Annotated in this window: 29 protein-coding genes; 10 read left to right on the forward strand and 19 right to left on the reverse strand. The window is 69.4% G+C overall.

Translation table 11 applies throughout. The features are described from left to right. Positions 1 to 27: 27 nt before the first annotated feature. Positions 28 to 1056: a substrate-binding domain-containing protein gene (locus tag BM417_RS03865; protein ID WP_093588292.1), complete on the reverse strand. Its 1029-nt coding sequence runs from the start codon at positions 1054 to 1056 to the stop codon at positions 28 to 30. Between the two features lie 98 nt (positions 1057 to 1154). Here BM417_RS03865 and BM417_RS03870 point away from each other — a divergent pair, with 98 nt between their 5' ends. Genes BM417_RS03870 through BM417_RS03885 form a run of 4 tightly spaced genes read left to right on the forward strand, consistent with a single transcriptional unit; the run spans position 1155 to position 3170 of the window. Beyond that, complete coding sequence (locus BM417_RS03870; RefSeq protein ID WP_093588293.1) at positions 1155 to 2075, forward strand: TIGR01777 family oxidoreductase; 921 nt, start codon at positions 1155 to 1157, stop codon at positions 2073 to 2075. 1 nt (position 2076) lies between these two features. Continuing rightward, positions 2077 to 2328: an SH3-like domain-containing protein gene (locus BM417_RS50190; RefSeq protein WP_093588294.1), complete on the forward strand. Its 252-nt coding sequence runs from the start codon at positions 2077 to 2079 to the stop codon at positions 2326 to 2328. Then, a complete protein-coding gene (locus BM417_RS50195) occupies positions 2321 to 2587 on the forward strand; it encodes an SH3-like domain-containing protein (protein ID WP_093588295.1) in 267 nt (88 codons plus the stop codon). The genes BM417_RS50190 and BM417_RS50195 overlap by 8 nt, the downstream gene beginning before the upstream one ends. Then, a complete protein-coding gene (locus BM417_RS03885; RefSeq protein WP_093588296.1) occupies positions 2580 to 3170 on the forward strand; it encodes a nitrile hydratase subunit alpha in 591 nt (196 codons plus the stop codon). Before BM417_RS50195 ends, BM417_RS03885 begins: the two co-directional genes overlap by 8 nt. Positions 3171 to 3190: 20 nt before the next feature. Here BM417_RS03885 and BM417_RS03890 read toward each other — a convergent pair whose 3' ends face one another. The 5 genes from BM417_RS03890 to BM417_RS03910 all read right to left on the reverse strand — a co-directional run bounded on the left by BM417_RS03890 (position 3191) and on the right by BM417_RS03910 (position 9284). Further along, positions 3191 to 4570, reverse strand: coding sequence for a serine hydrolase (locus BM417_RS03890; protein ID WP_245821672.1), 1380 nt, complete (start codon positions 4568 to 4570; stop codon positions 3191 to 3193). Positions 4571 to 4702: 132 nt separating this feature from the next. Then, on the reverse strand, positions 4703 to 5926 hold the full coding sequence (locus tag BM417_RS03895) for an MFS transporter (protein WP_093588298.1): 1224 nt from the start codon (positions 5924 to 5926) through the stop codon (positions 4703 to 4705). Between the two features lie 56 nt (positions 5927 to 5982). After that, the gene (locus BM417_RS03900) at positions 5983 to 6342 is read right to left on the reverse strand and encodes a hypothetical protein (protein WP_093588299.1); all 360 of its coding nucleotides are present in this window, start codon (positions 6340 to 6342) and stop codon (positions 5983 to 5985) included. A 160-nt stretch (positions 6343 to 6502) separates the two neighbouring features. Next, positions 6503 to 8176: a peroxidase family protein gene (locus BM417_RS03905; RefSeq protein WP_093588300.1), complete on the reverse strand. Its 1674-nt coding sequence runs from the start codon at positions 8174 to 8176 to the stop codon at positions 6503 to 6505. A gap of 118 nt (positions 8177 to 8294) precedes the next feature. Beyond that, positions 8295 to 9284: a glycosyltransferase gene (locus BM417_RS03910; RefSeq protein WP_093588301.1), complete on the reverse strand. Its 990-nt coding sequence runs from the start codon at positions 9282 to 9284 to the stop codon at positions 8295 to 8297. Here BM417_RS03910 and BM417_RS47535 point away from each other — a divergent pair. Beyond that, a complete protein-coding gene (locus BM417_RS47535) occupies positions 9283 to 9651 on the forward strand; it encodes an STAS domain-containing protein (RefSeq protein ID WP_177320261.1) in 369 nt (122 codons plus the stop codon). The two genes, BM417_RS03910 and BM417_RS47535, sit on opposite strands and share 2 nt — an antisense overlap. A 13-nt stretch (positions 9652 to 9664) precedes the next feature. Here the strand turns inward: BM417_RS47535 and aroQ are convergent, their stop codons facing one another. Continuing rightward, complete coding sequence (gene aroQ / locus BM417_RS03920; protein ID WP_245821674.1) at positions 9665 to 10195, reverse strand: gamma subclass chorismate mutase AroQ; 531 nt, start codon at positions 10193 to 10195, stop codon at positions 9665 to 9667. Positions 10196 to 10222: 27 nt separating this feature from the next. Here aroQ and BM417_RS03925 point away from each other — a divergent pair, with 27 nt between their 5' ends. Further along, positions 10223 to 10579, forward strand: a complete 357-nt coding sequence (locus BM417_RS03925) for an RNA-binding S4 domain-containing protein (protein WP_093588304.1) — start codon at positions 10223 to 10225, stop codon at positions 10577 to 10579. Here the strand turns inward: BM417_RS03925 and BM417_RS03930 are convergent. From BM417_RS03930 to bla, 5 genes are all read right to left on the reverse strand, one after another. Further along, entirely contained in the window at positions 10568 to 11968 is a 1401-nt protein-coding gene (locus BM417_RS03930; RefSeq protein WP_093588305.1) for a DUF4419 domain-containing protein, read from the reverse strand. The genes BM417_RS03925 and BM417_RS03930 overlap by 12 nt on opposite strands. A 64-nt stretch (positions 11969 to 12032) precedes the next feature. Beyond that, entirely contained in the window at positions 12033 to 13445 is a 1413-nt protein-coding gene (locus tag BM417_RS03935) for a DUF4419 domain-containing protein (RefSeq protein ID WP_177320262.1), read from the reverse strand. Between the two features lie 27 nt (positions 13446 to 13472). After that, positions 13473 to 14342, reverse strand: a complete 870-nt coding sequence (locus BM417_RS03940; protein WP_093588307.1) for an NAD-dependent protein deacetylase — start codon at positions 14340 to 14342, stop codon at positions 13473 to 13475. 1 nt (position 14343) lies between these two features. Beyond that, positions 14344 to 16041 (reverse strand): cellulase family glycosylhydrolase, encoded by a 1698-nt coding sequence (locus tag BM417_RS03945; protein WP_093588596.1) that lies wholly within the window; start codon positions 16039 to 16041, stop codon positions 14344 to 14346. A gap of 166 nt (positions 16042 to 16207) precedes the next feature. Then, the gene (gene bla, locus BM417_RS03950) at positions 16208 to 17089 is read right to left on the reverse strand and encodes a class A beta-lactamase (protein WP_093588308.1); all 882 of its coding nucleotides are present in this window, start codon (positions 17087 to 17089) and stop codon (positions 16208 to 16210) included. 158 nt (positions 17090 to 17247) lie between these two features. On the opposite strand from bla, the gene BM417_RS03955 reads away from it, so the two are divergent. Beyond that, a complete protein-coding gene (locus tag BM417_RS03955; RefSeq protein ID WP_093588309.1) occupies positions 17248 to 17445 on the forward strand; it encodes a hypothetical protein in 198 nt (65 codons plus the stop codon). Here BM417_RS03955 and BM417_RS03960 read toward each other — a convergent pair. After that, a complete protein-coding gene (locus BM417_RS03960; protein ID WP_093588310.1) occupies positions 17418 to 18089 on the reverse strand; it encodes a TetR/AcrR family transcriptional regulator in 672 nt (223 codons plus the stop codon). The genes BM417_RS03955 and BM417_RS03960 overlap by 28 nt on opposite strands. A gap of 80 nt (positions 18090 to 18169) precedes the next feature. Between BM417_RS03960 and BM417_RS03965 the strand changes: the two genes are divergently transcribed. Continuing rightward, entirely contained in the window at positions 18170 to 19186 is a 1017-nt protein-coding gene (locus BM417_RS03965; protein WP_218164312.1) for an MBL fold metallo-hydrolase, read from the forward strand. 10 nt (positions 19187 to 19196) lie between these two features. Continuing rightward, a complete protein-coding gene (locus BM417_RS03970) occupies positions 19197 to 19760 on the forward strand; it encodes an ester cyclase (RefSeq protein ID WP_093588312.1) in 564 nt (187 codons plus the stop codon). Here BM417_RS03970 and BM417_RS03975 read toward each other — a convergent pair. Further along, entirely contained in the window at positions 19757 to 20362 is a 606-nt protein-coding gene (locus BM417_RS03975; protein WP_093588313.1) for a response regulator, read from the reverse strand. The two genes, BM417_RS03970 and BM417_RS03975, sit on opposite strands and share 4 nt — an antisense overlap. Beyond that, positions 20359 to 21321, reverse strand: coding sequence for a sensor histidine kinase (locus BM417_RS03980; protein ID WP_245821675.1), 963 nt, complete (start codon positions 21319 to 21321; stop codon positions 20359 to 20361). Before BM417_RS03980 ends, BM417_RS03975 begins: the two co-directional genes overlap by 4 nt. A gap of 111 nt (positions 21322 to 21432) precedes the next feature. On the opposite strand from BM417_RS03980, the gene BM417_RS03985 reads away from it, so the two are divergent. After that, a complete protein-coding gene (locus BM417_RS03985) occupies positions 21433 to 21921 on the forward strand; it encodes a GlcG/HbpS family heme-binding protein (RefSeq protein WP_093588314.1) in 489 nt (162 codons plus the stop codon). 45 nt (positions 21922 to 21966) lie between these two features. Here BM417_RS03985 and BM417_RS03990 read toward each other — a convergent pair whose 3' ends face one another. The 4 genes from BM417_RS03990 to BM417_RS04005 form a co-directional block, all read right to left on the reverse strand. Beyond that, the gene (locus tag BM417_RS03990; RefSeq protein WP_093588315.1) at positions 21967 to 22392 is read right to left on the reverse strand and encodes a hypothetical protein; all 426 of its coding nucleotides are present in this window, start codon (positions 22390 to 22392) and stop codon (positions 21967 to 21969) included. Between the two features lie 446 nt (positions 22393 to 22838). Further along, positions 22839 to 23651 (reverse strand): helix-turn-helix domain-containing protein, encoded by an 813-nt coding sequence (locus tag BM417_RS03995; RefSeq protein ID WP_093588316.1) that lies wholly within the window; start codon positions 23649 to 23651, stop codon positions 22839 to 22841. Beyond that, positions 23651 to 23854, reverse strand: coding sequence for a hypothetical protein (locus tag BM417_RS04000; protein WP_093588317.1), 204 nt, complete (start codon positions 23852 to 23854; stop codon positions 23651 to 23653). Before BM417_RS04000 ends, BM417_RS03995 begins: the two co-directional genes overlap by 1 nt. 396 nt (positions 23855 to 24250) lie before the next feature. Then, positions 24251 to 24634, reverse strand: a complete 384-nt coding sequence (locus BM417_RS04005; RefSeq protein ID WP_143138488.1) for a hypothetical protein — start codon at positions 24632 to 24634, stop codon at positions 24251 to 24253. Positions 24635 to 24699: the final 65 nt, after the last annotated feature.

The raw sequence follows: 24699 nt of genomic DNA on the forward strand, positions 1-24699 counted from the left end.
CATCCTGATCGCCTGATCGGTTTGGCGTCAAGAAACGGTCAAACGCTCAGTCGATGAGCGGATCTTCAACGCGGGCAGCAGCTCGATCCGTTCAGGGGCCGTGACCTCGCCTTTCAGCTTCCGCAGCAGCAGCTCGGCGGCGACCCGGCCGACCTCGGTCTTCGGCGGCGCGACGGCCGTGAGCGGGATGCTGCCGAGCGACGCGACCACATCGTCGTACGACACGACCGAGCACATCCGGGGCACCTCCATCCCGGCGTGCATCATCTGCTGGACCAGCATCAACGCGTCCTCGTCGCCGTGCAGCACCGCCGCCGTCGCCCGATGTGCGCGCAGTACGTCCACAAGCCCGGTGTCCGGTGAGCTCCGCACGGTGACGGCGTCCTCCAGGTCCGCCGAGATCTCGTGGAACGCTCTGCGCAGCACGCGCGCCGTCGGGCTGTCGTCGCGTGCGGCCAGCACGATCCTGCGGTGCCCGAGGTCGGTCAGGTGCTTCACGGCCAGGTGCATGCCGTACCAGTGGTCCGAGCACACGGAGTTCATCGCCCGCAGGCCTCCGCTCGGGCGGCGTTCCATCAGGACGGTCGGCACGCCGGTGTCCGCGAGCCAGTCGTCCTGCGCCTCCTCCTCGAACGTGCGCCAGCGCGGCGCCATCAGCAGCCCCTGCACGGACTCGGTCAGCGCCTTCTCGACGATGGGCCGTTCAGCACCCCTGACCTGCGGCGCGATGTGCAGGACCACCCGCATGCCGGCCTCTTCGAGCGTCTTGCGGGCGCCGTTCATCGTCTCGTACAGGTACGTGTGGCGCTCCGGCACGACCAGCGCGATCGCCCCGTTCGTCGCCTGCCTCGGCTCCGGCTGCTCGACCGGCGTGAGCGACCGAGCGACGCCGTGTCCGCGGCGCAGTTTGCCGAGCCTGGCGAGCTCCTCGACGTCACGCCGGATCGTGACGATCGAAACGTCCAGTTCCTCGGCCAGATCGCTCACCTTGACCGTGCCCCGCGACGCTGTGACGGCCAGAATCCGCTGCCGCCGCGCCTCGCTGGACTCCCGCATGACCGACCGCCTGTTCGTTTGAGCGTTTTGCCGGAGCATAGCTGAAACACCTCTCAGCGACCGGGGGCTAGCGTCGGCGCCGAGGGGGACGACCAGACATGAAGATCGTGATTCCAGGCGGTACCGGGCAGGTCGGCGGCGTGCTGACCCGCGCGCTCAAGGCGGCGGGCCACGAGGTGGTGATCATCAGCCGCAACGCCGGCGTGCGGTGGGACGGCCACACGCTGGGCAGGTGGGCGCAGGAGATCGACGGCGCCGACGTCGTGATCAACCTGGCCGGACGGAGCGTGAGCTGCCGCTACACCGCGGAGAACCTCCAGCAGATGATGCGGTCGCGGGTGGACTCCGCGCGGGTCGTCGGCGAGGCCATCGCGAAGGCGGACGACCCGCCCGCGGTCTGGCTGCAGATGAGCACCGCGACGATCTACGCGCACCGGTTCGACGCCGCCAACAACGAGGAGACCGGGGTCATCGGCGGGCGCGAGCCGGACGTGCCGGGCTACTGGGCGTACAGCGTCGAGATCGCCAAGCGCTGGGAGGCCGAGCTGAACGAGGCCGACACGCCGAGCACCCGCAAGATCGCGCTGCGGTCCGCGATGGTGATGAGCCCGGACCGGGGCGGCGTGTTCGACTACCTGTCGTGGCTGGCGCGGCTCGGGCTGGGCGGCCCGGTGGCGGGCGGGCGCCAGTACGTCTCGTGGATCCACGACGACGACTTCGTGCGGGCGGTCGCGCTGCTGATCAGGGAACCGATCGCGGGAGCGGTCAACCTGGCGGCGCCGAACCCGCTGCCGCAGCGGGAGTTCATGCGCGACCTCCGCCAGGCCTGGAACGTGCCCGTGGGACTGCCCGCGACGCGCTGGATGGCCGGGATCGGGGCGTTCGCCCTGCGCACCGACACCGAGCTGCTGCTCAAGAGCCGCCGGGTCGTGCCGGGCAGGCTGGAGCAGGCCGGATTCGAGTTCCACTTCCCGAACTGGCGGGAGGCGGCGCAGAATCTGGCTGAGCGCCGGAGGTGAGATGCCGAGGATCAACGACGTCGGCGGGCTGGACGGATTCGGTCCGATCGACGAGGAACTGGACGAGCCGCCGTTCCACGCGGACTGGGAAGCGCACGTCTTCGCCATGAACCGGGCACTGATCGGTCGCGGGATCTACAACCTCGACGAGTTCCGGGACGCCGTCGAACGCACGATGTCGCACGAGTCCGGCTACTACGAGAACTGGTTCCGGGCGATCCAGACGCTGGTGCGGGAGAAGGGCCATGTCTGAGCGGTACCGGACGGGCGACCGCGTGCGGACGTCCACTGTGGACCCCGAGCACCACACCCGCCTGCCGCACTACGCGCGCGGGAAGTCCGGCACGGTGGCGGGCTTCGACGGCGTGCATCCCCTCGCGGACCTGCGGGCACGCGGAATCGTGCAGCCACAACAGGTCTACCTGGTGGAGTTCACCGCGCGGGAACTGTTCGGGCAGGGCGATCACAAGGTGACCCTGTCCCTCTGGGAGGAGTACCTGAGCGATGAGTGACGACCACGACGACTCCCCGATCGCCGCGCAGGTCCGCGAGTTCGAGGCGGTTCTGGAGGCCAGGGGCCTGGTCGACGCGTCCGAACTGGACAGAGCCCTGGAGGCGTTCACGCACAGGGCCACACCCGCCAACGGCTTCCGGGTCGTGGCACGCGCGTGGGTCGACGCGGAGTTCCGGGCGAGGCTGCTCGACGACGCGAACTCGACACTGCCGGAGGTCGGGCTGTCGATGGGCGGCGGGTTGCAACCGCAGGTGCTGCACGTCGTGGAGAACACGGCCGACGTGCACAACGTCGTCGTGTGCACGCTCTGCAGCTGCTATCCGATCGCGCTGCTGGGCCCATCGCCGACCTGGTACAAGAGCACGGCCTACCGCTCGAAGGTGGTCAGCCACCCGCGCGAGGTGCTGGAGCAGTTCGGGCTCACGTTGCCGGACGACACCGAGATCCGGGTGTGGGACGCGAACGCCGAGTCGCGGTACATGGTGCTGCCGCGCCGGCCCTCGGGCACGGACGACCTCACCGAGGCCGAGCTGGCGGAACGGGTGACGCGCAACGGGCTGATCGGCACCGCGGCCGTGTGACCGCGGTGCCGCACCGCTGACTACAGGTTCTTCATGATGGTGTCGATCGCCTTGCCGAGCTGCGCGTACTTCTGCGTGTACAGAACGGGGTACACGCCGGGCGGGTCGGCCGGACGGTCCGCGTCCACGTAGTCGGTGCCCAGGTTGCAGAACACGACCACGATGTAGTTGCGGTTGTCCTTGCCGCGCAACGACTTCACGATGCCCGCGTCGGAACCGGTCGTGTCGACCCAGCCCGTCTTGTGCGCGAACGTCACCTCGGCGGCGTCGTTGCACGGGCGGACGTCACGGTCGTAGACCGCGTCGCCGACGGTCACGGTGCCGTCCGGCTTGATCCAGCGCGACGGCACCTGCTGCGGGATGCCCTGCGTCGGGTAGTCGCGGCCGCACCAGTTCGGCGTGGACAGCATCTCGTTGTGGCCCTGGCCCGCCAGGGTCTCCTGGAAGAACTTCCGCGACGAGTAGGAGAGCTCGTTGCGGGTGACGGGCTTGCCCTTGTCGGTCGTCCACAGCACGCCCGCGCCGCCGTTGACCAGCAGCAGGAGCTTCGCGGTGTCGAGGCCGCTCATGTTGGAGCCGATCCAGCGGCCGCCGTTGCCGGGAAGGGTGCCGGTGACCATCAGGGTCGGCATGCCGAGGTCCACGAACGTCTGGTTGACCGCGTCCCAGGCGTTGTGGTCGTGGATCAGCTTGATCAGCGAGCAGGTGGACTCGTTCTGCGACTTCGTGATCATCTCGTCGAAGTGCTGCCGGATCTTCTTCACCGACGGTCCGCCGCACGCGGGGCGCACCGGGTCCGGGGCGTAGACGTAGTCGGCGTCGAGGTCGATCTTGCCCTGGTCGGCCAGGCGCAGGACGCCGAAGCCCACCATCAGCTTCAGCACCGACGCCGGGTACGGCGAGGAGAAGTCGATCGCCGCGTTCTCCCGGCCGGGCAGCACGTCCACGGTGCCCTTGCCGCCGTTGACGTCCCACTCGGTGTCGTCCCACCAGCGGTAGCGCACCTGGTCGGTGGACAGCCCCTGGTGCGTGACCGGCACGACCACGCCGTTCGGGTACTGCGGGCTGAGCAGCACGTTCGCCACGGACTTCGGGCGCCCGAACGGGTCGAGCTCGATGATCGCCGCGTCCATGTTCGGCGTCTGGTGCAACGGCTTGCCCGCCGCGGCCGCCATCCGCGCCTGTGCCTTGTTCATCAGCTCGGCGGGTGAGGCGTCGTACTTCTCCCGCTTGCCCGCCGACCGCGCGACGAGCTCCGGCGGGGTCAGGTCGATGACGTCCTTGAAGTTCTGCGCGACGATCGCCTCACGCAGCCGGTCGGCCAGCGGGCGGTGGTACTCGTCGGCCGACGCCGCCGGCGCGAGGGTCGCACCGGCCAGCGCGACAACCGTGCCCAGCACGGCAAAACGCTTGAGTTTCATTCACTTCCCCAGTTTTGAAGTGGATCTAGCGCGGTCGAACTGTATCGAGGCCTGATGATCACCACGCATCCGTCCACATACACGCGCCGGACGCCTGTCCCGTTGCACGGATCAGCGAACCGGTTCGGGGACGTTCTCGAGCGACCGCACGGACCTGGACGCGAGCATCCCCGCGGTCGCGAGCAGGTAGATCGCGGCACACCCGAGCAGAGCCGCCGACGTGCCGAACGCGTGCGACACCGGCCCGATCGCGAGCTGGGCCAGCGGAATCGCCACGAACGACCCGAGCATGTCGTAGGAGTAGACGCGCGCGAGCCGGTCGGGCGGCACGTGGTGCTGCAACGCCACTTCCCACGCCACCCCGAACTGCTCCAGGCCGAGCCCGGACGCGAACGAGGTGAGGAGCAGCAGCCACGGCGCCGGGTGCACGACCATGGCCACCGGCAGCAACGCGAAGCCCGCCACGCACGCGACTCCGAGCAGCAGCGGGCGCCGTACTTTGATCCGCATCACGACGAACGCGCCGGCGACCATGCCCGCGGTCTGCGCGGCGAGGATCAGGCCCCACATCTCGCGCCCGAACGTCGTGTCCGCCAGCACCGGGCCGAGGACCATCACGCCGCCGACGAGGGCCGCGTTGACGAACGTGAAGGCCACGACCACGACCCAGACCCATTGCCGTGACACGAACTCCGTCCAGCCGACCTTCAGCTCGGCCAGCACGGACGGCTTGTGCTCGGCGGCGGCACGGGCGGCGGGTACGCGCACGAACGCGAAGAACACGCCCGCCAGCGCGAACGAGAGCGCGTCCACGGCGAGACCCCAGCCGGGGCCGGTGAAGGCGATCAGCAGTCCGCCCAGCGCCGCACCGCCGATGCGCGCCGAGTTCAGCCCCAGGCGCAGCAACGCGTTCGCTTGCACGCGCAGGCCGACCGGCACGGTCTGCGGCACCAGCGCGGCGGAGGCCGGGAGGGAGAAGGCGCTCGACATCCCGTTGACCGCCGACAGCACGACGAACCACGTCACCGACGCCGTCCCGGTCAGCACCAGCCCGGCGATCAGGGCCTGGCTCGCGAAGCTGACCGCGCACGATCCGGCGAGCACGAGCTGGCGGGGAAGCCGGTCCGCGACCACACCGCCCCACAGCAGGAACACCACGTTGGTCAGCGACCGCGCGGCGACGACGATGCCCAGCGACGTGATCGACGAGGTGAGGTCGAGAACGGCGAACGCCAGCGCGATCGGCGCCATGGCGTTGCCGGCGATGGTCGTGAAGCGGCCCGCGAGAAGCCAGCGGAAAGCCGGATGCGCCAACGGCGCCAGTGATGCCCCCATAAGGGAAACCTATAACGGCGGGAGCCGCCCGATCACGAGGATCGAGCGACTCCCGGTCATCGCACCCTCGGATGCGATGAGGCGATGACCACCGCGGCGGCGACGGTCACCAGGTTCTTCAGGATGTACTGGGCTTCGAACGACGCCCGCAGCGGACCGGACCACATCTCGGCGGGGAACAACACCAGCGGTGTCGACACCAGCACGACGTGACCGACGAGCAGGACCGCGCACAATCGCGGTGCGCGGAAGCTCAGCAGAACCAGTGCGATCCCGATCTCGGTGATCGCGGCACTCACTCGGGCCAAATCCCCGTGGACGATCCCGAACGTCAGCGCGGAGACCGTGCGTTCGACGAGATCCTGGGCAGGGCTGCCACCGGGAAAGAGCTTCAGCACGCCGAACCAGAGGTACACGACCCCCAGCCCAATGCGCAGCAGAGGAATTCCGGACTCTCGCGCAAAACGAGTCAGGCGTTCTTCCGTGCTTTCGCGGCGTGTGGTTTCCGGACTCGACATCGATCTCCCTCTCCTGTCTGACTGCCACCACCCAGCCAGACAGGACACGCGAGGAAGATCAGCTGACCGGATCCCCCAGCGGGTTCAGCAGGTCGGCCTTGCCCTCGAACGCGAACAGCAGCAGGTCGACCATCCGGAACGTGCTGGAGTCCGGGCCGAGGGTCGGCCGCCAGTACGGCGAGCGCACGATCGAGATCCGGCTGCCCTCCATCGCGCGGTGGAACACCTCCGCGGTGATCCGGCCGCCGACCGGGCCCATCAGCCCGTTGCCGACCTCGGCCTCGCGCAGGATGTAGAACCACAGCGGAGTGGCTTCGGCCAGCCGCGCCTTCTGCTCCTCGGACAGGCCGTCGACGACCGCGCCGCCGTTGCCCACCAGGATCTGCTCGGCGGTGAGCGGTTCGACCTCGAACAGCTCGGCGATCTGCTGACCGGTGGCGAGCTCCATCATCGAGGCCCTGGTCAGGTTCCGGAACGCGAGGTTGCGCTCGATCTCCCGGAACTGCGTCCCGCGGCCGCCGAACGTTCCGGCCGGCAGCTGCGTCAGCGGGTCGACCAGCAGCGTGTCGATCCGCTTGGTGACGTTGCCGCCGTCGAACTCCGCCGGCGCGGCCAGGTCGTCGCGACCGGCCTCGGTGAAGTCGTAGAGCCTGCGGAAGTCCGCGATCCAGTTGCTGGGCAACGTGAAGAAGTCGCCCCTGGTCACGTCGTCCAGGTCGGCCGGAAGGGCCGACGACGGATCGAAGTTGCCGCTCACCCCGGTGAAGGTGAAGAGCTGGAACAACGACGCCGGCGCTCCCACCGGGCCGCCGCTGCGGAACACGCGGTTCCACTGGTACGCGCCGCGGACCTGGCTGTGCCCGAAGCGGTACGAGGCGACCGAGAACTCGACCGGCATGGTCGGCGAGTCGTGCCGGCTGCGGCCGGACACCTCGAAGAACCTGCGGCCGTTGGTGAAGACGTCGTCCACGATCGCCGGGTCGATGATCCGCGGCAGGTGGTCGGTCTTGAGCATCCACTGGTAGTGCCGCACCACGAGCTCCTTGGCGGCGCGGAACAGCCGCTCGCCCGTGAGGCCGGTGAGCGCGAGCTCGTCGACCACGCGGTTGTGGAAGCGGATGAACGCGAGGTGCGTCTGTGCCACCACGAGGTTCTCGTCGTTGCGGGCGTCCGGGATCAGCGGTAGCCGCCGATCCGCCGCCGTGCCGCCCGTCCCACCGCGGCGCGGCAGGTCGAAGCCCTCGAACGGGACGTTGGTGCCCTCGTCCGGGAACGGCACCGGCGTCGTGGTGCCGACCTTGAGTTTCACGCCGTCCTGGGCGTAGAAGACCTGGTCGTCCTTGTCGCGCGGGCCGCGGCCGTAGACCGAGTCGAGGTCCAGCGCCGGCGAGCGGCCCTGCATCAGCTCGTCGAGGTTGACGTCCTGCCCGAGCTGCGACTCGGTGCGGTCCATGGTCAGGTCGTGGTCGACGAACTGGCCGAGGTAGGTGAACCCCGCCGGTACGGCCGGGTCGGCCGAGTCCGGCTGCGGCACGGTCGCGGTGATCGCGGTCGCGAGGGCTGTCCGCGTCTCCTCGTCCGTTCGCGGCCCTTTCGGACCCAGTCGCGAGAACCGGAACCGGCGCAGCTCCTCCGCCGTGGAGGGCTGACGCGTGGTGGTCTCACCTTTGCCGTCGAATTCCAGCACACCTTCGCCCACGACGAAGAAACTGTCGCGCACGTGCCTCTTCATATTTCCCCCTGTTTTCCTCGTTCAGGCGACCTGTTCTCCCCAACAAGCACCTGCCCCACCACCAGTCTCCATACGGCCTAAATTACCGTCGAAGCTTTTGGTCAAAACCAAAATGTGGTCACACAGCGGATACGAGGTGGTCCGGAATATTCGTGAAATCCTCAAGATCGGCGATCTGCGCGGCCAGGTTCTCAGCGACGACGTGATAAGTGCTCGTGTTCAGCACGTGCTGGATCCGTTCGGCCAGGGCGGTGGCGGTCAGCCCTTTCACGTCCACGCGCACGCCGGCAATCAGATCCTGAATTCGTTCGGCGTTGCGCGGCTGGTCGGCGAACAACGGCACCGCGACCATCGGCACGCCCGCGGTCAGCGCCTCCCGGACCCCGCTGCTACCCGCGTGCGTCACGAACACCTTCGCCGTGCCGAGCAGCCGTTGCTGCGGGATCTTGGGTTCGAGGCGGACGTTCGACGGGCGCGGACCCGTCCAGCCGCCATGCCCGATCGCGATGACGGACCGCGCGCCGACCTGGCCGAGTGCCTCCACCACGATGTGCCGCAGCTGCGAACCGGCCGTCAGCTGAGCGCCGAACGACGCGACGATCTCCGCCTGGCCGCCGCCGTCCCGGTCGATCGGCACGTGGAAGTGGTGCTGGGCCGGGTGCCAGAACGCCGGCGTCAGGCCCGCGGTCAGCGCCGGCTCGGTCGCGCCCACCCCGAACCTGGCGCGGACCTTGTCCACGAGCTCGTCGAGGAGCGGGATCTCCAACGGCGCGAACGGGGCGATGTCGAGCAGCGCGTGCGGGATGCCGAGCACCTCGGCCGCGATCTGGCCGCCGTAGTCGCTGGTCTCGCGCAGGATGACGTCAGGACGCCAGGTGCGGGCGAAGTCGAGGACGTTCGCGGCCGAGGCGACGACCAGTTCGCCGGACCACGGCGGTACCTTCAGCACGCCATCGCGTTCGGGGATCCACGACGGCGGTGGCCCCAGGCCGGACGGCGCGGTCGCGATGACCGCCTCGTGCCCCTTCTCCCGGAACGCCGTCGCGAGCGGAACCATCACCGGTTCCACGTGGGAGCGAATGGGCAACGAGGTCAGCAGAACACGCATGCGAACCAGTTTCGCGGCGGCCACCACCGGGTACAGCTGCGAAATGCTCGAAGTCACGGTGACCGAGTCGTCGCCTGCCTCCACCCTCGTCGCGGTCTCCGGTGAACTCGCCGGTTCTGGCTCGAAGCGACTGCTCGCGAAGCTCGACCGCCTCCTCGACCAGGGCCACCGCTACGTGGTGCTGGACCTGACAGCCGTCACGTTCTGCGACTCCAGCGGGATCAGCGCACTGGTTCGCGGACATGCCCGCGCGTCGGCCGCGGCGGGTGGGTTGAAGCTCTCCGCCTCGTCCGACCAGGTGACACGGGTGCTCGAACTGTCAGGCCTCGCACGGATGCTCGGCCTTCCGTCCACAGCGGACATCTAGTGGCGTGTCGCTGCTAGGAGCAGACGGGCCGCATCGCCTCGGCCAGCGCGTTCTCGTGCAACCGGTCGAGGCGGTGCACCACCGCCGACCGTTCCGCGATGGTCGCGTGGATCTCGCACCTCAGCGTCGGGTGACGGAGCTGTTCGGTGTCCTTGAGCTCGGCCAGGATCTCGGTCGTCAGCCGGTCGAGGATCGGGCGGACCTCGGTGCCCAGATCGGGCCGGCGGTGCGGAACCTCCTCCGGGTGCTCGGTCCAGCGCGTGTAGAGGCCGCGCTGCACGAGCTTGTTCGCCTCGATCTGGGCGCGGAAGAACCGGGCCGCGCTCTCCGGATCGAGCCGCAGTTCCACGGCCTTCGCGCGCACGCCGTCAAGCACCTGCTGTTCGCGCACGGGGTCGTCGATCGGCTGCGTCGTACCGAACTTGGCCGCGGCCACCAGGTCGGCGACCTGCACGCGCTGAACGGCGAGTCCCGTGAGCTCACCGAGCGGGCCGGCGGGGGTGAGTGACGCGGCGAGGGTCAGTGCGACCGCCAGAAGCCTCATGATCTCCGAGAGTGCCATGATGGCGGGGTGGAGTCCACGCGCATCGACCGCTGGCTGTGGGCGGTCCGGCTGACGAAGACCCGCCCGGACGCCGCCCAGGCGTGCAAGGGCGGCCACGTGCGCATCAACGACAAGCCCGCGAAGGCCTCGGCGACCGTGGTTCCCGGCGACCAGGTCCGCGCCCGCGTGAACGACAAGACCTGGACCGTCGTGGTCGTGCGCGTGATCCAGAAACGGGTCGGCGCGGCGGACGCGGCCACCTGCTTCCTCGACCGCACTCCGCCGCCACCGGTGGAGGCCCCGATCGCGCGGCGCGACCGGGGTGCCGGGCGACCGACGAAGCGCGAGCGACGCGTGCTGGACCAGTTCCGGTCACAGCACTAGGTCGGCGAGCTTCCCTGCTTCGAGGTGCGCGATGTCGCCGTCCGCGTCCATGGCCGCGTCCAGCAGGTGAGCGAGCGAGGTGCCGAGCAACGGCACCTCCGCCGGGTCGTCGCCGTCGCGCAGCACCGCCCACCGCGGTTCGGTGCCACTCCTCGCCACCTCGCCGACGTACCGTCCGTCCGCGAGCGCTAGACAACAGCAGATCGTGTGCGGGCCGGAGTTCAGGAAGACCGTGTCCGCGTACGGGAGCAGTCGCCAGGTGCCGCCGAACAACGACGCCGACGCGATCCGGTTGTACAGCGCGATCACCTCGGCGCCGCCGAACAGATCTCGGGCGGCCGTCTCCGGCGGCGTCGTCTCGTGTTCCGCGATCAACCGGTCGACCACCGTCTCGATGTCCAGGGACGCGTCGACGAGCGCCCAGCCCGCGACCGGCCGGAGGGCGCCGTCCGGATCCTGCACGACGCCGGCCAGACCCGCGTCGAGCGCCACGACACGAGTGGTGCCGAGCTCGCTGACGTTGATCGTCGCGCGGCACAGCGTGGCGGGCACGGTGTCCGTGCCGATGCCCGGTCCTCGTTCGCCGCGTGGTTCGCCGACGCGCAGGTCGAGCATGGGGTTCGGCGCACCGTTCGTGCCCGGCAGCGCGAGATACGGGTAGAACCGCGAGATCCACCCGGTGACCACCTCGCCGCCGTACGCGTCGGCCGGGTTGTAGATGCGCCGCCAGAACTCGGTCCGCGCTTCGCCCGACGCTGCCCGCACGAACTCGTCCATGATCGGCGCGAGCGACCGCACCCACCTGCCGAGCCCGAGCACGCTCAGGTCGTCGACACGGGCGCGGATCCTGCGCCAGTCGCCGACCGTGCCGGTGAGCGTGATCGAAGGGATTCCGCAGACGCACACCGCCTCGTAGGCGTAGTACGGCGAGTAGGCGTCCATCAGCGCGACGCGGCCCGCCAGCCGTTCGATCTCCGTGCTGGTGCTGAAGTCGCACTCGAACGTCGTGTCGCCGATCTGCTTGCTGAACAGTTCCACGACGTGCGACCACGACTCGGCGTCCACGGGCATCGGACCGTCGATCAGCACCGTCAGGCGCTTCTTGCCGTCGTGGCTGACCAGCAGCGGCCGCAGTTCCTCCGCGTGCAGCTTGACGTGCTGGGCGATTCCGCGGGCGATCGTCAGCCACACCGCGTCCGGGGTGAGGACGAGCGGCCGGTGCTGCGCGAACGCCCTCGCCACCGCGCTCAGCAGCGGGTGCACACCGTCCGGTTCGAGCACGGCCTGGTCGCCGCCGACGACCAGCGCGTCCGGGAACTGCTCGGCGAAGGGACGGGTGGGCAGCGCGTCGGTCACCGGCGTGACGTCGTCGACCGGGAAGGTCACCATTTCCGGACTCTAGAACGACGTCGGCAGGCTCGGTGATCGATTTTCCGAGTTCCGGTCTCCAGAACTACTCCTCGTAGCTCATCTCCAGCTCGGCCAGCCTCATCGTCTCCAGGTGCGCGACGTCGCCGTGGTCGAGCACCGATTCGAGCAGCATCGCGAGCGAGGTGCCGAGCACCGGGACGTCCTCCGGGAGGTCACCGGGGCGGAAGATCACCCAGTGAGTCCGACCGTTGCGGTAGTCGACTACCTCACCGACGAGCCGCCCGTCCGCCACGTCCAGCACCGGATCGACTCGATGGCGCCCGAGCCGTTCGGCCCCTCCCGCGCCGTAGGCACGCACCCGCCAGGTGCCGCCGCGTAGCGACGCGGTCCCGACACGGTGGTACAGCGCGATCAGCTCGCCGCTGCCCTGCACCTCGTGCCGCACGGTGATCTCGACTCCGCCTGCCGTCGTCCGCTCCTCCCGAGGCCCAGGAGGCTCCCACTCGTTCTCGGCGACGACGCGGTCCAGCACCGCCTCGATGCGCGGTGGTGCCGCCACCACAGCCCAGCCCGCCACCGGTTCCAGAGCGCCGTCCTCGTGCTGGGTGACGCCGACCAGGCCCGCGTCCAGTGCGACCGCGCTGATGTCGCTCCGGTCGTTGACGTTGATCACCGCGCGGCAGAGCGTGGCGGGCACGGTGTCCGTGGTGATGCCCTGATCGGTGTTGTCCCGTGGTTCGCCGACCGGGAGGTCCAGCATGGGGTTCGGCACAGGAGCTCCCCTGAGGAAGTCCAGGTACGGGTAGAAACGCGTGATCCAGCCGGTGACGACATCGCCGCCGTACGCGTCGACCGGGTTGTAGATCCGCTGCCAGAATGCGGTGTCCGGGGCTCCTTCCGCTGCCCGCACGAACTCGTCGGTGATCGGCACCAGCGATCGGCACCAGTGCTCCAGCCCGAACCGCGGCAGGTCGTCGACGCGGGCGCGGATCCGGCGCCAGTCGTCCGGCGTCCCGGTCAGCGTGATCGACGGGATGCCGCAGATGCCGATCATCCAGTACCCGAAGTATGGCGAGTAGGCGTCGAGCATCGCGACACGGCCCGCCAGGCGTTCGACCTCGGTGCTCGTGCTGAAGTCGCACTCGAAGATCGCGTCGCCGACCTGTTTCGCGAGTCGCTCCACGATCTGTTCCCAGGTGTCGCCAGGGCCGTACGACACGGCCAGGACCGCTTTGCCCTCGTGACCCACCAGGACCGGCCGCAGTTCCTCGGCGTTCAGCTTCACGTGGTCGGAGATGCCTCGCGCGATGGTCAGCCACACCGCGTCCGGGGAGAGGACCAGCGGCCGGTGTTCCGCGAACGCCTTGCCGACCGCGTGCAGCAGCGGGTGGACACCGTTCGGCTTCAGCACCCGCGCGTCCCCTCCCACGGCGAGCGCCGCGGGGAACAGTTCAGCGATCGAACGGGTGGGCAGTGCGTCGGTAACCGGCGTCACGTCATCGACCGAAAAGGTCTGCATTCCTTACCCTACAACGACTTCAGCCAGCTCCGTCAGCGATTTTCCGAGTGGCAGATCCACCCGCAGCGAGGCATGGGGATCGCCGCGCGTCTCACCCCGGTTGATGATCACGACAGGGATGCCGGAGGTCGCGGCGCGGCGCACGAACCTGAGCCCGGACATGACCGTCAGCGAGGAGCCGAGGACGAGCAACGACCGTGCGTTGTCCACGAGTTCGTAGCACTGTTCGACGCGTGGGCGGGGCACGTTCTCGCCGAAGAACACGACGTCCGGCTTGAGCATGCCACCGCACTCCGCGCACGGGACGACCACGAAGTCCTTCACGGTCTCCTCGGGCAGGAAGACGTCGCCGTCCGGGTTGATCTCGGTGGTGGTGGCGGCGAAGTCCGGGTTCGCCTCGCGCAGGCGGCGGTCGAGGTCGATGCGCGGCGAGAGCAGCTTGCAGTCAAGGCAGATCACGCGGTCGAGGCCGCCGTGCAGTTCCACGACGTCCGGTGAGCCCGCGGCCTGGTGCAGGCCGTCGACGTTCTGGGTGATGACGCCGGACAGCTTGCCCGCGAGCCTGGTGACGGCGTGGTGGCCCGCGTTCGGGTGCGCGCGGGCGATGGTGCGCCAGCCGACGTGGCTGCGTGCCCAGTAGCGCTGCCGGCCGGCCTGGCTGGTGGTGAACTCGTCGTAGGTCATCGGGGTGTGCTTGCGCAGCGACCCGCCCTCGCCGCGGTAGTCGGGGATGCCGGACTCCGTGGAGAGGCCCGCACCGCTGAGCACCAGCACCCCACCCTCAGCGACGATCGGCACGACGTCGGTGAGGGTGGAGGCGCGCGGCAGTGACGGGCCCGGGTTCGACCAGCTCAGAGTGGGCCTAGTTCGCACTTCACCAGCTTACGTACCACTGGCGAATCTCGGCCTCCGCCGCGGCGACGTTGCCACCGGACGGGGCCGTGACCAGCGCGAACTGCCGTCCCTGGCCAGCTCGCAGCAGCAGCTTGTCGCCGTCGACCGTGGAGGACGCCGAGCTGATCACCAACGGCGAGCGCAGCGACTCCGGGAGGTGGAGTTCGGTCGGCGCGCTGCCACCGGTGGAGTCCCAGACGATCACGGCGAACGGGGCCGAGCCGACCAGCGTGCGGACGTTGGTCAGCGGGATCTGCTGCCAGGTCTGGTAGGCGCGGTCCTCGTAGGTGAACGCGAGCGTGGTGCCCGCGACGGCCTGCGGGTAGACGCGGTCGACGATGGCGCGGTCGACGGTGAGGGCGGGGTTGCCGTTCGCGTCCAGTTTGACCGCCGAGAAGTGCTCGTCGTTCATGGCGTCGCCGTCGGTCTTGACCTTGTCCGGGTTGTCGTTCATCAGCTCGCGGTGGCGGCCGTAGTTGGTGTCCCAGTGCCACTGGCTGCCCGAGATCACGCTCCCGCGCGGCGCCGACCACCAGCGCGCGCCCGGCGCGGTCGAGTCGAGGCCCTGGTAGATCGCCTTGAGCACGGACGGCGTCTTGTCGGAGGTGAAGCCCGAGACGGGGTGGCCGAACTCGGAGACGATCGCGGTGGTGCCGAGTGCCTTGGCGCGCTCGCGGATCGTGCCGAACGCCTGGGTGTACTGGCCGTCGGCCGCCTTGCCCGGCATCAGGACTCCGGACTGCGCCTTGCCGTCGTAGAAGTGCGCGTTGAACACGAACCGGTCGCCGAGGCCGGGCACGAGCGTGAGGCCGCCCGGTTCGGCGAAGAAGTCCACGTTCTGGTTCCAGAACACCAGCGGCTCCACGAACGCGGGCTTGGTCGTCCAGCCCGCCTCGTCCATCTCGGCGCGGAAGCGCTGGTAGAACGGCATCAGGAGGTCGCGCTCCCACGTCTGCGAGGTCTGGCCGGTGTCGTACTTGCCGGCGTACGGCTCGTTCAGCGGGTCGACGCCGACGACGAGCTTGAACTCGTTGGCGGGCAAGGCTTCCCTGACGTGCTTGAGCGCTTCGCCTGCCGCGTTGACGAACGAGTCCTGCACACCGTCGCGGTTGTGCCAGAAGTCGTAGGTGGCGGCGGTGACGGCGTTGTTGTTCTTCATGTTCTGCCCCCAGTGGAAGCAGAGTCCGCACGACTCCTTGGGGTACCCGCTCGCCGCCCACGCCGGCGCGCCGTCGCCGGTGTACCAGCTGTCCTTGTTGAACAGGTGGCGCGAGTACAGGTCCTGGTGGAAGTCGAGGTAGACGCGGAGGCCGAGGTCGGTGAAGGCGCGGAGCTGCGCGGTCACGCCGTCGAGGTAGGTGTGGTCGATCTGGCCGCGCTGCGGTTCGATCCACGCCCACGTGAGCAGGAACCGCACGGCATTCGCGCCGGTCAGCTGCTTCATCGCCTGCGCGGACCTCCGCGCGTCGGCGGTGTTCGCGAACGGAAGCCCGCGGTACTCGGCGAGTTTCGCCGTGCCGGAGACGTTGAAGCCGCGCAACACCACCTCACGGCCGTGCTCGTCGCGGAAGACCCCGCCGGACACCCGCAGCTCGGAGCCGTCGAACGACTCCGCGTGCACGGGTGTGACCACCAGGGAGAAGAGGAACAGGACCACCAGCAGAACCGCTCGCCGCATCGCCGCCGCCTTTGGGAACGTGAACGAGATTCGCATTGAACGGTAGCCGGTCGTTCCGCGTTCGACTAGCGTTTCGACAATCGGCCCGCGCCGTTCGACGAGATCAGAACGGCCCGGAACAGCCCGCGGGACCACTCCAGGCCGTTCATCGAACTCTGGGTGCCGGTCAGCTGAACTGCGCCGCCACCAGTTCGGCGGTCCTGGCCACCAGCGGTTCGTCGGCCCCGCCCTCCGGGGTGTCCTTCTTCGTCGACAGCACGGCGATCACGATCGGCGCGCGGCCAGGCGGGAACGCGATGCCGACGTCGTTGGTGGTGCTGTACTTGCCGGTGCCCGTCTTGTCGCCCCAGCCCCACGCGGCCGGAAGGCCCGCGCGGACGCGGTTGCCGCCGGTCGTGTTGGCCAGCAACCACTTCACGAGCTGGTCGGAGTCGTTCGAGTTGAGGGCGTGGCCCAGCGTCAGGCGCGCGTAGCTCTGGCCGATGGCGCGCGGTGACGTCGTGTCGGTGACGCGACCGGGCTCCGCCGAGTTCAGCTCGGGTTCCCAGCGGTCGAGGCGCGTGACCGGGTCGCCGATCGAGCGGCTGAAGCGGCTGATGGCCGTGGGGCCGCCGAGTTCCTTGAGCAGCAGGTTGGCCGCGCAGTTGTCGCTGTAGGTGATGGTCGCCTCGCACAGGGCCGAGACCGTCATGCCGTTCGCGAGGTTCTCCGGCCTGCCGGTGATCGGCCCGTAGCCGGACTTGTCCACATCGGACTTCGTGTAGGTGATCACCTTGTTCAGCAACGTTCCGTCGCGGTCCTTGCGCAGGATCGCCGCCGCCGCGATGGTCTTGAAGGTCGAACACATCGGGAAGAGCTCGTCCGCCCGGTGCAGCACCGTGCGACCGGAGCCGGTGTCCGTCGCGAACACGCCGAGGCGCGCGTTGTGCTGCTTCTCGAGCTCACGCAGCTTGCCGGTGACCGTCGAGGCCTGTGCTGTGGCGGGCACGGCCACGGCCAGCGCCGCTCCAGCACCCAATGCCAGCACGGCACGTCGGTTAACGTTCAACGTTCTGTCCCCTTCTTCGGAAACCTCTCCACAGGACAGGACGCACGAAAGATCAACTGGTTGTCACGCGATTCGGCGCCGGCACGCGAGGTACGTGAGCGCGGCGATCAGCGACCCGTCCGACACGACGCGGTCCTGCGTAGGGCTCGAGGGATCCCTTGCGCTGCAACCACCACGCCGCCAGCGCCGCGATGCCGTCGGCCGCGAGCGTGTCGCTCAGACTGTTCGCCGCCCTGCACTTCCTCGACGACCCCGGTCCCGGCGATCCCGGCTGGGCCTCGGTCGAGACGTCCGGCGGCGAGCCGACCGGGCGGCGGGTGCGGGGCCTCTACGAGGACCTCGGCCCCGACCGCTGACGTTCGATCCGGTCCAGCACGGCGGTGATCGCGAGGTCCACCGTGTACTCGAACTCGGCCGCGCGGTCGAACTCCGCGATGTACGGCGCCGTCCGCACCACCGCGGACAACCCCGACGCTTGCAGCGCTTCGCGGCGCGCCCTCTCGTCGCCGCCGAACGCAGGCGCCGCCGACACCTCGCGCAGCAACGTGCCGATCAACGTGGCGAGCAGCATCCGCAGCAGGTGCACGGACTCCTGCGCCGAGGCACCCGCGGCCAGCAGCACGGCGAGCACCGCGTCCACCGGCGCGAGGCCTTCCAGCGACGACAGCTGCCGGGTGAGCACGAGCGGCGCGGCGGCGGGGTGGGTCAGGGCGCGCGAGCGGAACGCGTCGGCGATGGCGTGCAGGTCGCGGCGCGCGTCACCGGTCGGTTCCGGTAGTACCAGGCCGCCCAGCAACTGCTCGGCGACGGCGTCGAGCAGCCCGTCCTTGCCGTCGACGTGGTTGTAGAGGCTCTTCGCGTCGACTCCGAGTGCCCGCGCGACCGAGCGCATGCCCACGGCGCCCACGCCTTCCACGTCGATGACCTGCAGCGTCGCCGCGACGATCGACTCGCGGGACAGCAGCGGCGTGCGCGGGCGGCCTCGGCGCGGTTCAGTCACCCGACCATTGTGCCTTGCGGATATCCACGCCGTGGGTTTAACCTCCGAATTAACCCACACTGTGGGTATTGGAGGGGATGATGAGCTTCACCAGGATCGACACGCTCGACAAGATGGACGTCGAGGGCGGGCCGGGCGCGCGGCTGCGGGTCGTGCGCGAACGCGGCGCGGCGTTCCGGCGGGAGTTCGCCACGACCGGCACACCGGACCGCATCGTCACGCGCGACCTGGTGACGCTGCCGTATCCGACGCGGTTCGGGCTGTTCAGGGCGTCGCGGGCGATCGCGCCGTTCCTGTCGATCACGAACCGGATGCTGGTGATCCGCTGGCACGACGACGGCCGCGAGCGGATCCTGCTGTTCGAGCCGAGCGACCACGAGTACGGCCGGTACACGCCGTACTTCGAGGACCTGTCCGGGCGGACGCCGGACGTGATCGAACGGCGCATGGTCAAGGTCCACGGCACCGTGCCCGGCCATCTCGAACGGCTCGGCATCGCGCCCGAGGACGTCGACTATCTGATGTTCGACCACCTGCACACCCAGGACCTGCGGCGCTGGATCGGTGCAACGCCGTACTTCCCGAACGCCAAGGTGATCGTGCAACGCGACGAACTGGCCGCCCTGACCGAACTGCACCCGCTGCAGAAGCCCTGGTACCAGCCGGACACCTACCGCGACCTGCCGCCGGAGGCGTTCCTGCCGATCGACGGCTCGGTCGTGCTGGGTCCGGGCGTCGCGGTGATCAAGACCCCGGGCCACGTGTTCGGCAACCAGAGCCTCGTCGTCAACACCTCGACCGGCATCTGGGTGAGCAGCGAGAACGTGATCGCCGCCGAGGCACTGACGCCCGAGCACTCGAAGCTGCCCGGCCTCGCGTCGTGGACGCGCCGGTGGCAGCAGGAGGTCGTGCTCAACGCGAACACCGTCGAGACCACCGCCGACCAGTACAACTCGATCATCCTGGAGAAGACGCTCGCCGACCGCAGCCAGGCCGACCCGCGGTTCGTGCAGTTCTTCCCGTCCAGCGAACTCACCGGCGCCTGGACGAACCCCGGCACCAGGCCCACGTTCAGCCACCGCCAGATCGTCCACTGAGGAGCTTCCGATGCCCGACCGCTTCACCCTGCCGTCCAAGGAAGTCCTGCAAGCCCGCGAAAAGCTCGTGCTGGACCACTTCCGCGACGAGGTCGCACACGACTGGGACGCCACGCTCTCGACGTTCCCGCACCCCCACTACGAGATCATCGCGCAGATGGTCGTCCACGACGGCGACGACGCGGTGCGGCAGTACTACACCGACACGCGCGTGGCGTTCCCCGACCAGCACCACGAGCTGATCTCGTTCCGGCACAGCGTCGACGCCGTGATCGTCGAGTTCTGGCTGCTCGGCACGCACCTCGGCCCGTTGGGCAAGATCCCGGCGACCGGCGGCAAGCACCGCACGCGCATGAACGCGTACTTCATCTTCGACGCCGACGAGAACCTCGTCACCGAACGCATCTACTTCGATCAGCTGTCGGTGCTGAAGCAGGTGATCGGCGGGATCGACCGGAAGAAGCCGAGCGGGCTGCGGAAGTTGCTGCAGGTGCTGCGCGGGATGCTCGCGATGTCGGGCAGCCGGCCGGACGCACGCCTGACCGACACGACGCCTCCGGACATGGCCGGCTAGAGCCGGATCAGCTTGCGTTCCACGGCGGTCGTCACGGCCGCCGTCCTGGTCTCCACGCCGAGCTTCGCGAAGATCCGCACCAGATGGGTCTTCACGGTGGCCTCGCTGATGAACAACGCCTTCGCGATCTCCCGGTTCGACAGGCCCTTCGCGAGGTTCTCCAGGATCTGCACCTCACGCTTGCTCAGCTTCGGTGCCGGGCCGCGGACCTGTCGCAGCAGCCGTTGCGCGATGTCCGGGGAGAGCACGGTCTGACCGGTCGACGCCGTGCGCACGGCCTTGGCGAGGTCCTCGGGCGCGCAGTCCTTGAGCAGGTAGCCGATCGCGCCTGCCTCGACCGCGCGCACGATGTCGGCGTCCGAGTCGTAGGTCGTCAGCACCACGACCTGAGGCGGGTTCTCCAGCGCACGGATGCGCCGGGTGGCTTCCACGCCGTCGATTCCCTTGCCCAGCTGGAGATCCATCAGCACGACGTCCACAGTGGACGCCTGTTGCACGGACTCCTCGCCGGTCGCGGCCTCGATCACCTCGAAGTCGCGCGACAGCAGCCCGACAAGTCCGAACCGGACCACCGGGTGGTCGTCGACCACCAGCACCCTCATGGCGTCGGCACCGTCACGGCCACCGCGGTTCCCTCCCCCGGCGCGCTCTCCACGGACACCGTGCCGCCGAGTTCGGCGATCCGGCCGCGGATGGAGGCCAGGCCATAGCCGCGGCCGTCCTCCGCTCGAACGGCCGACGGGTCGAAGCCGCGGCCGTCGTCCACGACGTCGAGTGTCACCGCGTCTCCCAGGTACGACAACGTGATCGCGACCCGCGAGGCGGCGGCGTGCTCGGAGACGTTGGCCACCGCGCCCTGCGCGACCCGGAGCAGCGCCACCTCGGTCTGCACGCTCAGCGGATACGGGTCGCCGTCCACCTCCACGTGCCGGCACAGCCGGTGCAGCGCGTCGACCAGAGTGCCCTGGATCGGCGACAGGTCGCGGACGAACCGGCGTGCCTCGCCCAGGTTCTCGCGCGCGACCTCGGCGGCCTTGTCCGTCTCCCCCAGCGACAGCAACAGGTTGATGCTGGAGAAGCCCTGGGCGAGGGTGTCGTGGATCTCGCGGGCGAGGCGTTGGCGTTCCTCCAGCACCCCGGCCTCGTGCAGGAGCCGGGCGCGGTCGAAGAACACCGCCGCCGTCAGCACCGCGACACCGACCGGGCCGAGCACCAGCGACCAGTCGAACGTCGCCGCCAGCCTGATCTGGGCCAGCACCACGGCCGCCGTCAGCACGGCCGCGATCGGCAGCGCCACGCGCGGCCTGAGCTGGCGCAGGCACTGGAAGAACAACGGGATCGCGCACCAGCCGAAGCTCGGCGCCAGCCACACGAGCACCAGCCACACGGCGAGAACGACCGGCAACGCCCGCGTCCACCGCACGCTCGCGGGATAGCCGAGCCCCAGTGCGAGCGCGAGGCCGAGCACGACGAGATCGGCGCCGTGGTACGCGACGTACCGCGCCGCCGACGCCGTCAGCAGCACGTAGAAGCCCGCGTGCATCGCCCTGTGCAGCCACACGTCGGCGACCTTAGGCGACCGCGCCCACCCGGCGGGTCAACCGATGGGTTGAACCGAGGTTCAACCGTCACCACCACGGAAAGCCACGCTGATCAGCGAATCGTAGGAGCCATGGACCTCAAGAAGATCGCAGTCGCCACCCTCGTCGTGCTGAGCATCGGCGGCGGCTACGCGGCGGCCGACCAGCACACCACCACCCGCTCGGAGAAGGTGCTGACCATCGACGCGGCGGTCAAGGCCGCTCAGGCCACCCTCGACGCGGCGGAGAAGGAGAACCAGCGCGTCACGGTGGCGGTGGTCGACCGCAGCGGCGACCTGGTGGTGCTGCTCGCCGGTGACGGCGCGGGCCCGCAGACCGAGGAGTCGGCGCGGCGCAAGGCGTTCACGGCGGTGTCGTTCAACGCGCCGACCTCGGAGCTCGCCGGCCGTGTCACGGGCCAGGGCGCGACACTGCGGGACATCCCCGGCACGCTGTTCCTGGCCGGCGGCGTGCCGGTGGCGGTCGACGGGACGTCCGTCGCGGGCATCGGTGTCGGCGGCGCGCCCAGCGGTGACCTGGACGAGAAGTTCGCGAAGGCCGGGCTCGCAACCCTCAAGTGACGCGGTGGAGGCCGTCCGTGCGAGGAACGGACGGCCTCCACTTGCTCACGTCAGCAAAGCGAACACCACGCCACCGAAGGCCGTTCCCGCGAGGAACATGCCCGCGAGCCACGTCAGGGACGGACGGGCGCGCACCGGCCGGTCGAAGTCGGCGAAGTCCTGCACGTAGTCGCCGACCTCACCGATCGGCATCGGCTCCGCCGCGGCCTCCGGTGCCTCGCGCAGCCGCAGGTAGGCCTGCCGCCACGCCGGGATCCGGTCGGCGGGCTCGCCGCAGACCAGCAGGAAGTGCTCGACACGCCCGAACGTGGACGGCAGCCTCCCGTGTTCCTCCTGGCACATCTTGTGCAGGGTGCTGCGGGACTGCGGGTACCCGAGCTCCTTGCTGCGCCCGGCCATCTCGGTGAACGTCATGCCGGACCGCGTTCGCACCGTTCTGAGGCCGTTGAGGAACGCCGTGGTGGTCCGCATGCCGGCCGGGTCCGGCCCAATCTCGGGGTGCCCTTCAGCACCCCTCGAATTCCTAGCCATGAAGAATTGCTCCACATTCTGCAAAGGATCCGAACGCGACCTCTCGCTTGCGTGGAAGCAGTACGGGAATACCGCTGGACCACGAGAGAGGATCGTGACCTTACACGCGCAACTGCAACCAATGAAATCGCCACGCCAACCAAACGATCATCACTCGATCCGGTACGGAATGAGGCGAGATTCCGCAGGTAGAGCAGCAAGCGTGTAACGTCCGGACAGCACTGAGCGAATTCGTTCACGGCCCCACGAATCTCCCGGCCAGGCCTGCATCTTCTGCAAAGGATCCGGACGCGGCACGGGACATCGGGAGCAGACCCTGCGGGAACAGGGTCTGCTCCCATCACGCGAAGACAATTTGATGCACGCGGCAACAAATGGTGATTCGATCACCCGAACCGCGCCGCCGCCAAAGGCCACAGCGCGGTGATCAGAAACAGCATCGTCACCAGCGCCGCACGACTCGCACGAGCGGCTGTCACCGTGCACGCCCGCCCGCGCCTGGGCGTCGTGATCGTGACGGTGAACAGCACGCGGTCACGCCGGCGCCGCCGGGTCCGGACGGCCTGGGGCGCGGCACCGGTCAGCCGGACGCGCGCCTCCTGCCACGCCGCCACCCACTCGTCCTGCGCGGCGTCGCCGACGCCACAGGCCTGGACGAACGCGCGGACCTGCTCCTCGCGGGCCGGTAATCGCTCGTGGTTGACCAGGTGGTGCGCGGTGCTGCGCGGCAGGCTGTCGCTGCGGCGGCCGATGTCGGTGAACGACGTGCCGGTCTGGATCATCAGCCGCCGCAGCTGGTGGTTGAACTGCTGCGCGGAGTTCACCCGCCTGGCCTGCACGAGCGGATCCGGTCCCTGCAACGGGGTCGCGGGCTTCGTGGAGGGTTTGGCCCGCATCGGCCGCAGCGACGGCTGGGTGGGCGGTCCGCTGACCTCCCGCACCCACCGCCACACCGCCGCCTTGAACTTCTGGTCGTGCTCGCCGGGAGCGGGCAGGGCGTCGTTCATCGCCAGCCACTGAAGGTGCGGATTGAGCCCCTGCCGTCCGTCCAGGAAGTCCCTGAACAGCGCTTCCGCCCGCCCACTGGTGGCGGCGAGGTCGTCGGGAGCGGGTCTGCCCGCGAGGTTCCAGCGGCGGATCACGTCGGCCCGCAGAGCCGCCGCCAGACCGGCGGCGGCCTCGGGTGTCTCGGCGGACATCAGCGCGCGGGCCCGCCGAACTGGGACAGCACGCCCAGGCCGACCACGATCGCGTTGACGATGACGACGGTGTCCAGCACGAGGCCCGCGTCGTACCCGCGTTCGGTCATCGCCCAGATCAGGGCGATGTTGCCGAGCAACGGGTTCGTGTGCGGCGTCGCGGTCAGCTTGCGCAAGAAGGGCAGGTCGAACTCGAACTGCATGGGACGTCCGATCTTCTGGTGACTCCGGAGCTTCGCCCCAGCCCCGTCACCGGCGGTGCCAGCCGCCTCGTGGTGATCGGGTTCTGCGGAGCGTGCCCGCCCATGCTGCACCGCGAAAACTCAGGCGTGCCAGCCCGGACGGGCGTGTCGCGGCGAGTGGGGACGGCCGTCGGACAGGCGCGGAACGTTCGCCGGCGTCCAGGCCCGTCCACGGACGTCCACGCGGTTGTCATGGACGCCGTGGACGCGCAGGTCAGCCGCGTCCAATTGGCTCGGCTTCACGGGACGAATAGTGTTGGCAGCGGTGCGAAAGCGCCGTGCCTGCTCGAACCGCGGACTGGTGACTCCGGACGTGCGCCGGGAGGTACTGCGGTGGCCGGGGGTGCCAGCCTCCGGTCACCGGCGCCGGCCGGGCGTGCTCCAGCCGGGATTGATCCGCTCGGTCGCCTCGAGGTCGATGGCGTGCCGGGCCACGTGCTTGCCGGGCTTCGGCTTCTTGCTCATCAGCATGAGCGCCACAGCCACGACCAGCCCGATGGTGGCGAGTCCGGTGGCGACGGCGCGGGCAGCCGGGTGTTCGAGGACCAGCGTGCTGATCGTCAGGGCGAGCACGAGTGCGGCGATCGGGCCGATGACGGCGATGTCCGAGCGGTCCTCGGCCTCCTGCGAGGGCTCGGCCGGGGGCGTCACCTGCACTACAGGCGCGTACACCTCGATCGTCTCGAAGTTCCCGCGCGGCTGCTCGTAGGGCGGGGGCCGTAAGCCGGGAGGGACCGTCACCCCCGCCATGCTGCCCGAGAAAGGCGCGCCGCCGCAAACCTCGCATTTCACATGAGGTACGTGTT

Source organism: Lentzea waywayandensis, assembly GCF_900115955.1.
In the GTDB taxonomy this organism is placed as follows: Bacteria; Actinomycetota; Actinomycetes; order Mycobacteriales; family Pseudonocardiaceae; genus Lentzea; species Lentzea waywayandensis.

Coding starts and splice junctions, on each gene's coding strand:
- BM417_RS03865 (WP_093588292.1), bottom strand. CDS start 1,056: ATGCGGGAGTCCAGCGAGGCGCGGCGGCAGCGGATTCTGGCCGTCACA.
- BM417_RS03870 (WP_093588293.1), top strand. CDS start 1,155: ATGAAGATCGTGATTCCAGGCGGTACCGGGCAGGTCGGCGGCGTGCTG.
- BM417_RS50190 (WP_093588294.1), top strand. CDS start 2,077: ATGCCGAGGATCAACGACGTCGGCGGGCTGGACGGATTCGGTCCGATC.
- BM417_RS50195 (WP_093588295.1), top strand. CDS start 2,321: ATGTCTGAGCGGTACCGGACGGGCGACCGCGTGCGGACGTCCACTGTG.
- BM417_RS03885 (WP_093588296.1), top strand. CDS start 2,580: ATGAGTGACGACCACGACGACTCCCCGATCGCCGCGCAGGTCCGCGAG.
- BM417_RS03895 (WP_093588298.1), bottom strand. CDS start 5,926: ATGGGGGCATCACTGGCGCCGTTGGCGCATCCGGCTTTCCGCTGGCTT.
- BM417_RS03905 (WP_093588300.1), bottom strand. CDS start 8,176: ATGAAGAGGCACGTGCGCGACAGTTTCTTCGTCGTGGGCGAAGGTGTG.
- BM417_RS47535 (WP_177320261.1), top strand. CDS start 9,283: ATGCGAACCAGTTTCGCGGCGGCCACCACCGGGTACAGCTGCGAAATG.
- BM417_RS03910 (WP_093588301.1), bottom strand. CDS start 9,284: ATGCGTGTTCTGCTGACCTCGTTGCCCATTCGCTCCCACGTGGAACCG.
- aroQ (WP_245821674.1), bottom strand. CDS start 10,195: ATGAGGCTTCTGGCGGTCGCACTGACCCTCGCCGCGTCACTCACCCCC.
- BM417_RS03930 (WP_093588305.1), bottom strand. CDS start 11,968: ATGGTGACCTTCCCGGTCGACGACGTCACGCCGGTGACCGACGCGCTG.
- BM417_RS03945 (WP_093588596.1), bottom strand. CDS start 16,041: ATGCGGCGAGCGGTTCTGCTGGTGGTCCTGTTCCTCTTCTCCCTGGTG.
- BM417_RS03965 (WP_218164312.1), top strand. CDS start 18,170: ATGAGCTTCACCAGGATCGACACGCTCGACAAGATGGACGTCGAGGGC.
- BM417_RS03970 (WP_093588312.1), top strand. CDS start 19,197: ATGCCCGACCGCTTCACCCTGCCGTCCAAGGAAGTCCTGCAAGCCCGC.
- BM417_RS03975 (WP_093588313.1), bottom strand. CDS start 20,362: ATGAGGGTGCTGGTGGTCGACGACCACCCGGTGGTCCGGTTCGGACTT.
- BM417_RS03985 (WP_093588314.1), top strand. CDS start 21,433: ATGGACCTCAAGAAGATCGCAGTCGCCACCCTCGTCGTGCTGAGCATC.
- BM417_RS03990 (WP_093588315.1), bottom strand. CDS start 22,392: ATGCGGACCACCACGGCGTTCCTCAACGGCCTCAGAACGGTGCGAACG.
- BM417_RS03995 (WP_093588316.1), bottom strand. CDS start 23,651: ATGTCCGCCGAGACACCCGAGGCCGCCGCCGGTCTGGCGGCGGCTCTG.
- BM417_RS04000 (WP_093588317.1), bottom strand. CDS start 23,854: ATGCAGTTCGAGTTCGACCTGCCCTTCTTGCGCAAGCTGACCGCGACG.